The following is a 15,334-nucleotide window of genomic DNA, read 5'->3' as shown; positions in this document are numbered from 1 at the left end:
ATTAATATGAAGAAAAAATCAATTTTATCACTAGCACTAGCAGGTGTTTTAACAATGGGGTTAATTGGGTGTGGCAGCAAAAATACAGCAGATGATAAGACTATAAAAATAGGAGTAACACCAGTACCGCATAGGGAAATTGTTGAGCATGTAATACCAGTATTAGAGGAAAAGGGATACACAGTAGAAATTGTGGAATTTTCAGATTATGTTCAACCAAATACATCATTAGAAGATGGTGCATTAGATGCTAACTATTTTCAAACTTTAGCTTATTTAGAAGAATTTAATAAAAAAAATGGTACTCATCTAGTAAGTGCATCAGAAATACATGTGGAGCCAATGGGCGCATATTCATATAAATATAAAAGTATTGATGACATAGAAGATGGTGCAACAGTAGCGATACCTAATGATCCAAGTAATGAGGCTAGAGCACTTAATGTATTAGTTTCAGCAGGACTTATAAAGGTTAAAGATGGAGAACTTATTACGGTGGCAGATATAACTGAAAATCCAAAGAATTTACAATTTAAAGAATTAGAAGCAGCTCAGTTACCTAGAGCACTTGATGATATTGATATAGCAGTTATTAATGGAAACTATGCTTTAGATGCTGATTTAGATGTAACAAAGGATGCTTTATTTGTTGAAGATGAAAATTCACAAGAAATGAAAGCTAGAAGAAATGTATTAGCTGTTAAAGAAGGAAATGAAAGTAGTGAAAAAATTAAAGATTTAATAGAAGTGTTAACTTCAGATGATGTTAGAACATTTATAGAAAAGCAATATAAAGGTGCGGTAGTACCAGTATTCTAAATAAGAAATTTTATATTTCCTCCTAAAGGGGCTAAAATTAAGGAGGATTAATAAGAAATCTGCTAATCATCAATGAAAAAAAGATGGTTTAGAAAAATAAAAAGCAGTAATAAATATAAGCAATAAATATAGGGAAACGTATATGTAAACAGCATGCAAAGCATGCTGTTTTAATTTGTGTTTAAATATTTACATCAGTATATTTTCTTAGCTAAAATGACACAAGATTATATAAAATAAAATATAGTATAATGAGATTTTTTTGTATAAGGAGATAAAGTTATGTCATTATGGGGATTATATCCATTTGGTGGAGGAGCTGAAATAGGACACATAGGAGCATATGGCGAAAGGGAGAGTACTATTGTATTAGAAGCAGTATTAGAGGCTCAAAGGCATTTGGAGAGAAATGGGGAAAAAACTATAATTACAAGGGAAATGGATGAGTATATAAGTGCCAGTAAGAGAAAGGGTATAATAAAAGATAGTGAAATAGAAATATTAGTTATTTTTCGCATGAACAGTAGTGATGATATAAACATAAAAGGTGTAAAAGTAGCTTATGTAAATAGAACAGGTGATATGGAATATTTAGCACAACTTATAAAGTGTGAAATACAAAGTGAGTTAAATACAGCAGATTGTGGAGTAATAAATGAAAGTAATTTATATAAGGATATTAATTGCAATGCAGTAATTGTTTATGGTGAGTACATTAGCAATATTAAAGTTATGGAGAATTTTGATAGTAAAAAATATGGTTATATGGTGGCTAAAGCATGCTTAGCATATAAGGATAAGGTGCTTTTAAGCAGTGAAAGAATGGTTCCTAAAAAAATGCAGAAAAGAGCCTATAGAGTATGTGTAGGATATTATAAGGATTATGATTCAGCAATGGATAAAGTTTTACAACTTAATGAAGATGGTGTAAAAGATGCTTATGTAGTACCTTATGAAGGAAATTAAATAATAGAAAATTAATGAAGGAATTCCTGGAGGAATTCCTTTTAAATAGTATTCTTAAAGTTTTCAATTTCTTCTTCATGAAGAGTTTCATTTTCTAAAAGTAGAAGAGCTAGCTTATCAAGAGATGATTTATTATTATTTAATAAATCTATAGTTTCCTGATATAAATTATTTATAAGAAGTTTTGCTTCTTCCACAATTATATTACCATAGCCTGATGTAAGATTACCTAGGTTGGATATTTTTAATAGCCCTAAACTTTCACCCATACCATATTCAGCAATCATAGCAATGGCAATATCAGTTACTTGCCCTAAATCTCCTTGAGCACCAGTTGAAATCTGACTTTTATTAAAAATAAGTTCCTCAGAAGCTCTACCACCTAAAAGAACCATGATTTTTGATTTTAAATAATTAATTCGTTGATAGCTGCTATCTTGAGGAATGGTGATTGTATAGCCACCAGCACCTTTAGTAGTAGGGATTATACTTATCTTTGAGATAGTTTCTTCAGGTAGTACAATTAACGATACTAGTGCATGACCTGCTTCATGATATGCTGTTAATAATAAATCTTCCTTCTTCAAATGTGAACGTTCTTTCTTGTTAGCTCCAGCTAGTACAAGGGAGAAAGCATCATTTATTTCATTAGAAGTAATGGAGCCTTTATTTCGTTTAGCAGCTAGAATGGCAGCTTCGTTTATTAAACTTTCTAGTTTGGCACCAGAAAAATAAGCTGTTTTCTTAGCTAGGCTTTCTATATTTATTGTTTCATGAGGTTTATTTTTTAGGTAAAGCTTTAATATTTGTTCACGTGCTTTCAAATCAGGAAGTGATACCTCCACATGCCTATCAAAACGTCCAGGTCTTAATAAAGCAGAATCTAAAGTGTCTAACCTATTGGTAGCAGCTATTACAATTATTCCATCAGAATCATTAAAACCTGACATTTCAGTAAGTAGTGCATTTAAAGTCTGATCACGTTCATCATTACCTGTAGAAGAAGCATTTCCACCAGATCTTGTTTTACCTATAGCATCGATTTCGTCGATAAAAATAACAGCTTTTCCATGAGATTTAGCTTTTTTAAATAGGCTTCTTATTCTACTGGCTCCTACACCAGCATAAACTTGTATAAAGTCTGAGCCGCTTAAAGCATAAAATGGTACACCAGCTTCACCAGCTACAGCTTTTGCTAAAAGCGTTTTCCCTGTACCAGGAGGGCCATAGAGAATAATTCCTTTAGGCATTTTTGCTCCATAAGAGCTATATTTTTCAGGTGTTTTCAAAAAGTCTACGATATCATTTAAACTTTCTTTAGCTTCAGCATTTCCTGCTACTTTACTAAAGTCATAGCTATTTAAATCTTTATTGCTAAAATCCTGTAGATTTAATTCACCAAAGGATGATTTTGACGTAAAGCCTTTGTTGAGTTTAAGAAACACTATGGCAAAAATTGATATTATCAAAATAGTTGCTGGTATAGTTTTGCTAAGAGGAGCAACAGGTTCTTCTACAACATCTATATTATTAAGTAGTAAATTTTCTTTAAAATTTTCAGAATTAGGATTATCTGTTAGGTAAGTGTATCCATCTTTTAAAGTAACTAAAATCTTTGATGATGAATTAAAGGATACCTGTGAAATTTCCTCGTTATTTAAATCTTCAAGAAAATTAGAATAAGTTTTACTATTTTTAGTTTTGGGATATAAAGAGGAAAAGCCCAACACTATTAAAGAGAGTACAGCGGTGATTATTGGGATTAAAATTATCTTAAATTTATTATTTTTCAATGATAGTCCTCCTTTGTAAATAACCTTAAATTAATTTTATTATAGACTTAAGAAATAAAAAGTCTAATAAAAGACATATTATTTACCAATGAAATTACTGGAAAAGGTTTAGAGGTTAGAAGTTAGAAGTAACTTTAAAAATTTATTTAAATGAAGTATACTTTTTATATATGTTTCGGTAAGTGGAAAATTATAACTATATTCGGGGGATTGAAGGAATGAATATTACAAAAATAAAAGTGAATTTAACAGGAGAAGATTTATTAAGTATTTATAGTGAATTTGTATCTGTTGAAGGGCTTGAAGTAAAAAATATTGAAATAAGTGATGGAATAAATATTACAGGAAGGCTTAATAAAGGATTTAATATTGATTTTTTAGTAAATTTAAAATTTGAATCTTATGAAAATAACATAATAAAAATAGAGATAACAAAAATAAAAGTATTAAATATTGGAATTTTAAAATTTATTAAAAATATGGCTATAAAGTATCTTTTAAAATCTTTTAAGGAAAAGGGAATCACTTATAATAAAGGGAAAGTTGAAATAGAGTATAAGTATGTATTAAAAGATGTGTCATATGTGGATTTTGATATAGAAAATATTTTTTGCTATTTAGGATGTGTAAATGTGGAAGTAAGTAATGTACAAGTTTCTACAGCAGGATTGATTAAGAAAGATGTACAGCTTATAGATAGAAGTGTAAAAAATGATGTTTACCAAGAAGAAGAAATTAAAAAAGTAGAAGATTGCTATACTGTAGGAAGGGAAAAAGTTAAGGAAAAAATGCCTATAAAGATTAAGAAATATAGTGATTATATACTTATAATACCTGATATTATAGCATTGATTTATAGGCTTTTGAAGGATAAGAGAGTGCCTATTAAGACAAAGGTAATTATATCTTCAGTGATATGCTATATGGCAGTACCAAGTGATATAATACCGGATAAGATTCCTTTCATTGGAAAGATTGATGATATTGCTATGGCTTTTTTTGCCTTAAATAAGATAATTGAAGATGTTCCAGCAAAAGTAATCTTGGAAAATTGGGGTGGAAAAAATAATATAGTGATAGTATTAAAAACTGCTGCACAATATGTTACAGATTTTACTGGTGCGAAAAATGTAGAAACTATCTATGGTATAATAGATGAAATAGTTTCAATATAAAGATGATAATTAAGGGAGCAGATGTTGATGGCAAAAAAAGTATATGCAATAAAAGAAGGTTTTGATTCAACAAATAATAAAAAAGTAGAAAATATTGTAGTTAATACATGGGCTGAATGTTTAAAGTATGTTAAAGGTGTTAAAGGAGCAAAATATAAAAGTTTTGAAAGTATGGTAGATGCCAATGAATTCTTAAATAATTCCAATGATGTATTAAAGAAAGAAGATAATAACTATCCTATGGACTGTTTGCATATATATGTGGATGGAAGTTATAATATGGCTACGAAGCAATACTCATATGGTCTTGTTGCCATGAAGAATAATATCATAGAATATATTGATGGAGGCATTGGAATTAATGATTCTAGTAGAAATATAAGGCAGATAGCAGGAGAATTAGATGCTACTGTTAGAGGTGTAGAGTATGCCAAGAAAAATCATGAGAAAAAAGTTGTTATTTTCCATGATTATATAGGCATATGCTATCATGCAACAGGGTTCTGGGAAAGGAAAGAAGAATCATCAAAAATATATTATGAAAAGATGCAAAACTTCATAAATAGCGGTATGGAAATCATATTTGTAAAGGTAGATAGCCATACTGGAGATTTGTTTAATGAACTAGCAGATGAGATATGTAAGGAAAAGTTGAGAATAGCTTCTGATAAAATTGTAGAAAAATGGCTAAGTAGTAATGAAATTAAAGTGGTAAGTGAAGAAGTAAAAGAAAAGCTTTCTAAATTAATTACTAAATATAGTGAAAATATTATAGTGGTTGGTGATGAAAGAAAAGAAGAAGCTGAAGAAGAAAGTTTTGAAGTTTTAATGAAAGAATATGCTGAAAATAAAGATAGAATTATGAATGAAATATCTAAATTAAGTGAAGAAAAGAAAGAAGATTTTATTGAATATCTTCTTCAATATACATTAAAGAAATAGAAAAAATTACATTTTAACTTGCTGATTAGATCTTATTTATTTTACATATAATATTTATGGTGAAATAAGTGAGGTGTTAATAATGAAAATAGTTAAATCAATGATGTTGGGATTAGCCATTGGAACTGTTATGGGAATTGTGATGTTTCCAGAATTCGATAGAAAAACACAAAGAAACATAAAGAGAGCTAAGAAAAGAGCTAGATGTATGGCTAATGATACATATGACAATATTATGTGTTATATGAAGTGAGTTTTATAACTATATTTATTTTAATAAAAAACTGCTATAAAAATAGAGGGCACTGAAAAATTTAATGTTTTTCAGTGCCCTCAAAAAATGTAGCAGTTTTTTTTATTAATATCGTATTTATATTAGAATAAGTAAAAAAAAATATATATTTGGATAAATTTATGATATAATTAATATATATAGGGAAAATTGGTATATATTTATATAAATTTACTGTAAAGGATGAATAATTACATGGAAATTCTATCATTAGGCGAAAAAATCAAAAGAATAAGAAAAGAATTAAATATGACATTGAAAGACTTAGCAGGTGATAGAATAACACCTGGGCAAATAAGTTTAGTTGAGTCTGGAAGATCTAATCCGTCAATGGATTTATTGGAGTACTTAGCTGGAGCTCTTAATACATCTGTGGAATATCTAATGGAGTCAGAGGAAACACAAGCTGAAAAAATAAGTATTTATTACGAACAGATTGCAGAATCATATATATTAAATGGTGGATATATAACAGCAGAAAAATATATAGAAAATGCTTTGTATTATGATGAAAAGTTTCATTTAGAATATAGAAAAGCTAAGAAATTATTCTTGAGAGCTAATATATGTATGAGTAAAAATGAATTAGTTCTAGCTCAACAATTTTACCTATCAGCTAATGTTATATTTATAAAGAATAATAATTATGAAGAGGTTATTAAGACATTCTTGAATTTAGGAAAGATAACATTGAAGCTAAAAGCATTTCATTCAGCAACTAGCTATTTACGTCAAGCTGAAAAAGTATATATTGATAATAATATAGGAAATGATTTTTTACTTGGAGAAATATATTATCAAATGGCAGATGCCTATTATAAGGTAGAAAATATTTCGCAATCAATAAATTATTCTTTCCTAGCTAAGCAGAAGTTCCAACAGATACATAATAGAGAAGAGTATGCAAAAGCATTATTATTATTATCAGAAGACTATAATAAGAAAGGCGATTTAGTTAATGCCATAAAATATTCTCAAAAGACACTGGAAGTTTACAAGGAATTACAGCAAGAAAAGAGTATATCAAATATAGAAAATAATTTAGGGAAGTTATTCTATGAATTTGATAATTTAGAAGAATCATTTAAACATTTTGAAATAGCTAAGGAAATAAGATTAAAGAGTAAAGATGGAAGCATTATTGAAACGCTTATTAATATTTGCGAAAATTATATTAAGCTTAAAAACTTAGACAAATGTGAAGAGGTTTTAGATGAAATACGTAGCTTAATGAATGAAAGTAGTATTCCTCAATTAGTTGAATATAATCTTTTATGGTATAGAATTTATATGATTAGAGAAATGTACAAGCAAGCAGAGAATATACTAATAGATACATTTAATCTAGCAAAAAACAATGGACTAGAGAAGAGAGCAGCACAAGTTGCTATAATTATTGGTAAATTATATATAGATCTAAAAAAAGATGGCGAAGCAGCTGAATATTTAAATCAAGGAGTTACAATATTTAAGGAGTTAGGTATTCTAAATAATTAAGTTATTTGGGGGTAGGAATGGAAATATTATCAACTGGAGAAAAAATAAAAAGAGCCAGAGTTTATAAAGGGATAACACTTAAGGAACTATGTAGTGATGAAATATCTATCTCTAAAATGAGCTGTATTGAAAATGGAAAAATAAAGGCAGATAGTGAAGTATTACAGTATATTTCTAAAAAAATTGATATAGATTATAACTATCTAGTTCAAGATGTTTATGAACAAATAGAAGAAAATCTTAATTTATTAAGAAATAATAAAGTACCACTTAATAAAATAGATGAATTTATAAATTATAATTTAGAGTATGCTATGGATTATTCATACTTAGACTTAGCATTTGAGTTAATTCATAGATTATTAAATTTTTATGTTGAAAATAATAAAATTGAAAATATACAGCTTCTTATTTCGCAATATTATGATTTATATCAAAAAAGTAGCAGTGATAAAAATACTTTGATTTATTATAATGATATGGCTTCATTTTTTATGAAGATGAAAGAGTATAATGAAGCAATTAATTATTTCTCAAAGATAAGGGAAGTAATTGAAGAAAATGGAATAAGAGATAAGAAGGGGTATGTATATACTTGTTTCAGAGAGGGGCTTTGCTACAAAGAAACTAATGAAATACAAGAGGGATATAATAAACTTATGAATGCCGTAAAATATATAGATTATATTGAAGATAATAAGGATAAAGGAAAAATATATCAAGAGTTTGCTAATTTAAATATATTGTTAAATAAAGTTGAGGCAGATAGATATATAAATCTTGCAAGAAGATATCAAGGTAATGATTTAGTTGAAGTTGCAAATTCAAAAGCAGAAAATGGAAAATATTACTTTGCCATAATGGATAATGTTAAGGCAATAAATGAAATAAAAGAATCTATAGATATTTTCCCAAAGGAAAATGAAAGAGAATATGTGAAATTTCTTATAAAATGTATTTGTACTTTATATTATAATAATGAACTTGATTTAGCTGTTTCTATTTGTGATACTGCTTTGAATTTAGCTATATGCTTTAATGACTTACATCTTATTGAAAGAGCATATTATTTTAAAGGAATGCTTTTACAAAAAAATAATAAATATAGAGAAGCAGAAATGTATATGAATTTATCTACAGATTCTTTATTTAGATTTGCCAATAAAGAAGAGAGATATAAGAGATGTCTGGAAATGGCTGATTTATATTATAATTTAAATGAACCAAAAGAATGTATAAAATATTTTACTTTAGCTATGAATTTAGAAAAGAAGCTATAAAAGATAAGCAAAACTGCTTATCTTTTTATAAATAATTGTTATTTTATGTTTCGTAAAATTATTAGTTTTGCACCGTATCCATTTAATTCAGTAATTATATTTAAGACAGAATTTTTTTTGCTGTATTTAAATTCAATTTTAGGATAAGAAGCTTTATGGAGTATTTCTTTTTCTTCTTTGTTAAGTCTTTTAGGAGAGCCCATAGAAAGCCAATAGTTATAGGAAGAACCCGTGCTTTCATCGATGGTATAAGTGATTATCCTTGTTGAACTTTTTAAATTAGCTATATTTAAAGAGTATTTCTTTTTAAAGGATTTTTTTAATATACCATTTTTATAGATAGTGTCATATTTAGCTAAAGAGTCCATATCGTTATTATGACAATATAGAAGTATAGCACATAGGTCATCAGATTTAGTTACGATACAACCATCATCAATGGATACTATTTCATCAGCCAGCTTGCTTAAAAGATAAAAAGCATAATAAGATGGTTTACGTATCCCCATATCATTAACAATTCCAGAGGCTCCAATAAATACTTCGTTAGTGATGTTGGTAGCTTTTTCTAACACATCAAAATTTCTTAAAAATGAAAGGTTATCCTTTTTAAAGATAGTACTGTGTATTATATAAGGAAGCATGTAAGAAGTGTCATATATTTGATTTAAAGTGTTTTCAATGATAAAATCATTATCCAAAATTTCGAAATTAAATTCACTATTTAGAAAATCTAAAAGATTATTTTTAATTTCTTTGTTTATGGTAGAAGAAAATTGAAATTTTAAGTGTTCTATAGGTGAAAAATCTAATGCTGAAAAATATTCAATAAAGCTTTTTAAAACATTTCTATATTTTTCGGTGGTAAAGGTTAAATTATCAATAACTATTAATGGTTTTATGTCAATATCATAAAGAAATTCTAATACAGATTTAGCTCTATTCCAATTATAAAAGTCAGAATCTATGAAGACCCCCATATCGTTATGGAACATCTTTTCCAGTCTACCATAAGTAAAGTGTATTTCTTCTTGCACCTCTTCTAAAATATCTTTATTATCTTCAATTAACAGGTCGAAAGCTTCACCGAGATTTAGAATATCTTTGAAATTATTATCAAATATATTTAATGATTCATTCATGTTTATATGTATATTCCAAAGTTTATTTTCAAAATTAAACCTATCATAGTTTTCTAAATTATATGATAATAAATTAAGAGCATTATTTAAATCTAAGGAAGTAACATTTTTGGAATTATCAAAATCCTTTTCGTTTAAATAATATTTCTTTCTGTATTGAAGGGGGGTACAACCAAAATATAATTTAAAGTTTTTATTATAATAACGTACATGGGAAAAACCTATTTCTTCAGATATTTCAGTTATACTCATAGAAGTATCTAAAAGAAGTTTAATTGATTCCTCTATACGAGTAAGATTTATTAAATGAGTAAAACTGTGGCCAGTAGCATATTTAATTTCATGAGATAAATAATGTGGACTAAGAAATTCCTTTTTAGCTATTTCCTGTAAGGTTATATTATTGTTATAATTATTAAAGATATACTTAGAGATTCGATGATATCTATCTAGTTGTTCTGATTTTTCTTTAAGCTCCTCTTTATCGGTAGTAAGGTAGTGAAAATTATTTATTAAATGATAAAGCAAGTTGATTAGAATATCTTCTATTTGTTCGTCAAAATCATCTAGAGTCTGAACAAATTCACATAATATTTTGCAAAGAAGAGATTTAAGCTCATCATATTTTTCGCCACTTTGATCCTCTTCATCGTTAGAATTAGTATAAAAGAAAACATTTCTAATATCCTTATAATATTTTTCGAAGAAATCAGGATCGATTTGAAATATCAACACTTTATTATCACTTTCGCTGGAGAATGAATGACATTCATCAGGGTTAATTATTTCAACTTCATTTTCTTTTAAAATAAAACTATCTGTATCTATGGAAATATTTATAGTTCCCTCCAGTACATAAATGATCTCGGTGGAACTATGCCAGTGAGTGGGATAATTATGAATATTATAATACGAAATATTCACTGGTAGATTTAAAGAATAGTTTATATATTGCTTTCTCAAAATTTCACCTCTTTTATCTAAAATTATCTTTTTTACTATCTTAAGCTTATGGTAAATATTATATCAATTAATTTATTATAAAACAAAAATACTGGTAATAATATAAAAAGAAAAAAGATAAAAATATACTTTGACTTTCTTTGACTTTTATATTACTATAATAATATAGTAAGAAAAAAATAAACGAGGTGAAATAAATGAACGTTGAAAAAATGACATTAAGAGTACAACAAGCATTAAATGACGCCAATTTAACAGCAGTAAAATATAGTCATCAACAAATTGATATAATTCACTTATTTTCTGCTTTATTAGAACAAGAAGATGGATTGGTACCTAATATTTTCACAAAGATGGGTATTAATATAAAAATGATGAAATTAGATGTTGCATCAGCTTTAGAAAGAATGCCAAAGGTATCAGGCAGTGGTTCTGAAGGTGCAGGACCATATATAACAAGGGATATTGATAGGGTGCTTATTGCAGCAGATGAAATAGCAAAAGAATTTAAAGATTCATATATAAGTGTAGAACATCTTATGCTTGCTATATTAGATGTAGATAAAAAAGGATCAACTAAAGAGATTTTAAATAAATATGGTGTTAATAAGAAGAGCTTTATGAAAGTACTTCAGGAAGTAAGAGGAAGCCAAAGAGTTGATACACAAGATCCAGAAGGAACATATGATGCTCTTGCTAAATACGGTACGAATCTTGTGGAGCTAGCTAAGAAGCATAAGCTTGATCCAGTTATAGGAAGAGATGATGAAATAAGAAGAACAGTAAGAATACTTTCTAGAAGAACTAAGAATAATCCAGTGCTTATTGGTGAGCCAGGTGTAGGTAAAACTGCTATTGTAGAAGGGCTTGCTGAAAGAATTGTTCGAGGAGATGTACCAGAAGGTCTAAAGGATAAGATTATCTTTTCATTAGATATGGGTTCATTGATTGCTGGAGCAAAGTATAGAGGTGAGTTTGAAGAAAGATTAAAAGCTGTATTGAAAGAAGTTCAAAATAGTGAAGGAAGAATTATTTTATTTATTGACGAAATCCATACTATTGTTGGTGCTGGTAAAACAGATGGGGCAATGGATGCTGGTAATTTAATTAAGCCACTTTTAGCTAGAGGAGAACTTCACTGTATAGGTGCAACAACCTTTGATGAATATAGACAATATATAGAAAAGGATAAGGCTCTAGAGAGAAGGTTCCAACCAGTAATTGTTGATGAACCATCAGTGGAAGATGCAATTTCTATTTTAAGAGGGTTAAAAGAAAGATTTGAAATTCATCATGGTGTTAGAATTCATGACTCAGCATTAGTTGCAGCAGCAAAATTATCAGATAGGTATATATCAGATAGATATTTACCAGATAAGGCTATAGATCTTATTGATGAAGCAGGTGCTATGATAAGAACAGAAATAGATTCTCTACCATCAGAGCTTGATGTTGTAAGAAGAAAGCTTATGCAACTTGAAATTGAAAAAGAAGCATTGACTAAGGAAAAGGATGAAGGTTCTAAAAAGAAGTTAGAAGCTCTTGAAAAGGAATATGCAGAGCTTAAGGGTAAAAATGATGAAATGACTGCCAAATTTGAAAGAGAAAAAGGTTCCATAGATAAACTTAAAGAGTTGAAGAGTAGGCTTGATGATGCTAGAGGAAACTTAGAGCAAGCTCAAAGAAATTATGACTATAATAAGGCAGCTGAAATACAATATAGTGAAATTCCATCATTAGAAGAAGCTATTAAGCAGATGGAAGTAGAGGTAAAGGAGAATTATGAAGGTGCACTTCTTAAGGAAGAAGTAACTGAGGAAGAAGTTTCTCAAATACTTTCAAAATGGACAGGAATTCCAGTATCTAATCTTCTAGAAGGTGAAAGAGAAAAATTATTAAGACTAGAAGATGAAATGGAAAAGAGGGTTATTGGTCAAAGTGAAGCAGTTACCGCAGTTACATCAGCTATTTTAAGAGCTAGAGCTGGATTAAAGGACATAAATAGACCAATAGGATCATTCATCTTTTTAGGTCCAACAGGTGTAGGTAAAACAGAACTTGCTAAAACACTTGCTAGAAATCTTTTTGATTCAGAGGAAAATATCATCAGAATTGATATGTCTGAATATATGGAAAAGCATACAGTATCTAGATTAGTTGGAGCTCCTCCAGGATATGTTGGCTATGAAGAAGGTGGGCAGCTTACTGAGGCAGTTAGAAGAAAACCATATAGTGTAATTCTTTTTGATGAAATTGAAAAGGCCCATGAAGATGTCTTTAATATCTTCCTACAAATATTAGATGATGGAAGACTTACTGATAATAAAGGTAAGACTGTAGATTTTAAAAATACAATAATTATTATGACATCTAATATAGGAAGTAACTATTTGCTTGAAAATACTTCTGAAGAAAGTATAGATCCTAGCATAAGAGCTTCCGTTATGGATGAATTAAAGATGAGATTTAAGCCGGAATTCTTAAATAGGGTTGACGATATAATTATGTTTAAACCATTATCTGAATCAGGTATCACAAAGATTATTGATATATTTGTTGGTGAAGTTGCCAATAGATTAAAAGATAGAAATATAACTTTAGAAATTACACCAGCAGCTAAGCATATCTTGGCTGTTGAAGGTTACGATCCAGTTTATGGAGCAAGGCCACTTAAGAGATTTATTCAAAATACTCTAGAAAATAACCTTGCTAGAAAGATAATCTCTGGAGATGTACATTATGGTTCACATGTAATTGTTGATGGCCATGATGATGAAATAGTAATAAAAAGTGAATAATAAATATCAAGGATATGGAATAAGTCATATCCTTGTTTTTGTAATTAATATGATTTAATTTTATTTGACAAACTTTTTTTTGTTGATAAAGCTAATATAATAAGTCCAGTGGCAATAATTATAGCTGAAATAAAGAAAGGTAATTTATTTCCAAGTTCAAATATAAATCCTGCAGAAAGTGAACCAGCAACCATACCTATAGCTTTACAAGAATTAAGAATACCCATCAATGAGCCATAGTTTCCATTAGATAGTTTGGTTATTAAAGTTTGTTGAAGAGGAATATGCATACTTGCTAATGAAGCAAAAAGTATTGCTGCACAAAAGAATATTGTTAAATTATTGCAATAAACCATAAGTAATAATGTTAAGCTTAAAAGTAAAGTAATTATTTTAAAAACATTAATTTCTTTAAAGTATTTTGTAAGTAGTGGTGTGAAAAATAAGTTCACTGTAAATCCGACTATACCAGCTATAGCTAAGAAAGCACCTATAAATGTTGATGATAAATTTAATACATCTTCTATATAATAATTTATTGTCGAATTATAACTTGTGGAAGCAAAGAAAAATAATATTATTACGATAAAAACTGACATTAAGTTTTTATTAGTAAAAGTTGAATTAGTATTAGATTTATTTTTCTTAAAGTATATTTTTTCACTTGAAGGTGTTATAGTTTCATTCAATAAAAAGTATACAGATATAGCTAATATCATACAGAAAATAAATTGTACAATAAATGTAATTTTATAGTTATTACGTCCAATAGTACCACCCAAAAGAGAACCAAGAGCAGAACCAATTGTACTAGTTGCTGAATAGTAAGTTATATACTTAACTCTTGTTTCTTTAGTGGTTATATCAGTAATATAAGCCATAGAAGTAGTTAGATAGCTTACTACAAAAAAACCACCTGTAAATCTAAAAAGAAGAATTATTAACGGGTTAGTTACATATCCAAATCCCAATTGACTAAAACCATATCCTAAAGCACCTAATATTAAAAATTTAATTCTTCCCTTATTATCGGATAATGTTCCCCATAGTGGAGAACCAATAAAGTTTCCAATAGCCATTACTGCAAATAAAATACCAAACATAAAAGATGGTAAACTTAATGATTTCATAAGCATAGGTGTTACTGGATGTGCCATGCTGAAAGTTAATGAACTAAATAGGGTAAGTAATAATATAAATATTAAAGATTTGTTTTTCATTTTTTCCTCCTGTGTAATGAATATATTTTATGGAGATATATTACCATAATAGAGATGGGATTGGAAACGTTAATTAGTTAAGTGGAATAGAGTTATAGTTAAGTTGGCTTGTAGCTTATGCAAAGCCGAGTTAAGACGCCTTTGTTTAGTTAAGAATTAACGCTACGCTAATTAACACTTCGTTAGTTAAACCGTTGCTGTTAAGTTAACCGCTTCGCTAATTTAGGATGAAACGCCTAATGTAGTTTCTAAAAGTTAACTTTTTAAAACTTTGAGCAAAGTTTTAAAAAATTGTTGACATATGTAGAACTTGTCTATATAATATTAAAAGTAGTCGACAGACACATGCGTGTTTAGCTCAGCTGGATAGAGCAACGCCCTTCTAAGGCGTGGGCCAGGAGTTCGAATCTCTTAACACGCACCATGTATGGTGGACGTAGTTCAGTT

General features: G+C 28.5%; 11 protein-coding genes and 1 tRNA gene. 9 read left to right on the top strand and 3 right to left on the bottom strand.

Annotated elements, in window-relative coordinates:
- The first annotated feature begins 6 nt into the window (after positions 1–6).
- Positions 7–819, top strand: a complete 813-nt coding sequence (locus tag Q5O29_RS10840) for a MetQ/NlpA family ABC transporter substrate-binding protein (protein ID WP_022212963.1) — start codon at positions 7–9, stop codon at positions 817–819.
- A 282-nt stretch (positions 820–1,101) separates the two neighbouring features.
- Positions 1,102–1,785 (top strand): N-acetylmuramoyl-L-alanine amidase, encoded by a 684-nt coding sequence (locus Q5O29_RS10835; protein ID WP_022212962.1) that lies wholly within the window; start codon positions 1,102–1,104, stop codon positions 1,783–1,785.
- Positions 1,786–1,826: 41 nt separating this feature from the next.
- Here Q5O29_RS10835 and Q5O29_RS10830 read toward each other — a convergent pair whose 3' ends face one another.
- Positions 1,827–3,578, bottom strand: coding sequence for an ATP-dependent metallopeptidase FtsH/Yme1/Tma family protein (locus Q5O29_RS10830; RefSeq protein WP_022212961.1), 1,752 nt, complete (start codon positions 3,576–3,578; stop codon positions 1,827–1,829).
- Positions 3,579–3,796: 218 nt separating this feature from the next.
- On the opposite strand from Q5O29_RS10830, the gene Q5O29_RS10825 reads away from it, so the two are divergent.
- The 5 genes from Q5O29_RS10825 to Q5O29_RS10805 all read left to right on the top strand — a co-directional run bounded on the left by Q5O29_RS10825 (position 3,797) and on the right by Q5O29_RS10805 (position 8,764).
- Positions 3,797–4,753: a YkvA family protein gene (locus Q5O29_RS10825; RefSeq protein WP_022212960.1), complete on the top strand. Its 957-nt coding sequence runs from the start codon at positions 3,797–3,799 to the stop codon at positions 4,751–4,753.
- A gap of 27 nt (positions 4,754–4,780) precedes the next feature.
- Complete coding sequence (locus Q5O29_RS10820) at positions 4,781–5,695, top strand: viroplasmin family protein (protein ID WP_022212959.1); 915 nt, start codon at positions 4,781–4,783, stop codon at positions 5,693–5,695.
- Between the two features lie 82 nt (positions 5,696–5,777).
- Positions 5,778–5,948, top strand: coding sequence for a hypothetical protein (locus Q5O29_RS10815; protein WP_022212958.1), 171 nt, complete (start codon positions 5,778–5,780; stop codon positions 5,946–5,948).
- A 234-nt stretch (positions 5,949–6,182) separates the two neighbouring features.
- Positions 6,183–7,484, top strand: a complete 1,302-nt coding sequence (locus Q5O29_RS10810; protein ID WP_022212957.1) for a helix-turn-helix domain-containing protein — start codon at positions 6,183–6,185, stop codon at positions 7,482–7,484.
- Between the two features lie 17 nt (positions 7,485–7,501).
- Positions 7,502–8,764, top strand: a complete 1,263-nt coding sequence (locus tag Q5O29_RS10805; protein ID WP_022212956.1) for a helix-turn-helix domain-containing protein — start codon at positions 7,502–7,504, stop codon at positions 8,762–8,764.
- Positions 8,765–8,802: 38 nt separating this feature from the next.
- Here Q5O29_RS10805 and Q5O29_RS10800 read toward each other — a convergent pair whose 3' ends face one another.
- Complete coding sequence (locus Q5O29_RS10800) at positions 8,803–10,869, bottom strand: helix-turn-helix domain-containing protein (RefSeq protein WP_022212955.1); 2,067 nt, start codon at positions 10,867–10,869, stop codon at positions 8,803–8,805.
- A 197-nt stretch (positions 10,870–11,066) separates the two neighbouring features.
- Between Q5O29_RS10800 and clpB the strand changes: the two genes are divergently transcribed.
- Positions 11,067–13,667: an ATP-dependent chaperone ClpB gene (gene clpB / locus Q5O29_RS10795; protein ID WP_022212954.1), complete on the top strand. Its 2,601-nt coding sequence runs from the start codon at positions 11,067–11,069 to the stop codon at positions 13,665–13,667.
- A 44-nt stretch (positions 13,668–13,711) separates the two neighbouring features.
- Here clpB and Q5O29_RS10790 read toward each other — a convergent pair whose 3' ends face one another.
- The gene (locus tag Q5O29_RS10790) at positions 13,712–14,887 is read right to left on the bottom strand and encodes an MFS transporter (protein ID WP_022212953.1); all 1,176 of its coding nucleotides are present in this window, start codon (positions 14,885–14,887) and stop codon (positions 13,712–13,714) included.
- A gap of 347 nt (positions 14,888–15,234) precedes the next feature.
- Here Q5O29_RS10790 and Q5O29_RS10785 point away from each other — a divergent pair.
- Positions 15,235–15,311: transfer RNA gene (locus Q5O29_RS10785), tRNA-Arg, on the top strand.
- Positions 15,312–15,334 lie beyond the last annotated feature (23 nt).

It is taken from the genome of Clostridium sp. CAG:265, from assembly GCF_000436575.1.
Classification (GTDB): Bacteria; Bacillota; Clostridia; order Clostridiales; family Clostridiaceae; genus Clostridium; species Clostridium lentum.
Note: the sequence above shows the minus strand (reverse complement) of the source record. Positions and strands in the feature narration are given on the sequence as shown.

What these genes read in the sequence shown, in the direction of transcription:
- Q5O29_RS10840 (WP_022212963.1), top strand. Translation starts at nt 7, where the DNA reads ATGAAGAAAAAATCAATTTTATCACTAGCACTAGCAGGTGTTTTAACA.
- Q5O29_RS10835 (WP_022212962.1), top strand. Translation starts at nt 1,102, where the DNA reads ATGTCATTATGGGGATTATATCCATTTGGTGGAGGAGCTGAAATAGGA.
- Q5O29_RS10825 (WP_022212960.1), top strand. Translation starts at nt 3,797, where the DNA reads ATGAATATTACAAAAATAAAAGTGAATTTAACAGGAGAAGATTTATTA.
- Q5O29_RS10820 (WP_022212959.1), top strand. Translation starts at nt 4,781, where the DNA reads ATGGCAAAAAAAGTATATGCAATAAAAGAAGGTTTTGATTCAACAAAT.
- Q5O29_RS10815 (WP_022212958.1), top strand. Translation starts at nt 5,778, where the DNA reads ATGAAAATAGTTAAATCAATGATGTTGGGATTAGCCATTGGAACTGTT.
- Q5O29_RS10810 (WP_022212957.1), top strand. Translation starts at nt 6,183, where the DNA reads ATGGAAATTCTATCATTAGGCGAAAAAATCAAAAGAATAAGAAAAGAA.
- Q5O29_RS10805 (WP_022212956.1), top strand. Translation starts at nt 7,502, where the DNA reads ATGGAAATATTATCAACTGGAGAAAAAATAAAAAGAGCCAGAGTTTAT.
- clpB (WP_022212954.1), top strand. Translation starts at nt 11,067, where the DNA reads ATGAACGTTGAAAAAATGACATTAAGAGTACAACAAGCATTAAATGAC.
- Q5O29_RS10790 (WP_022212953.1), bottom strand. Translation starts at nt 14,887, where the DNA reads ATGAAAAACAAATCTTTAATATTTATATTATTACTTACCCTATTTAGT.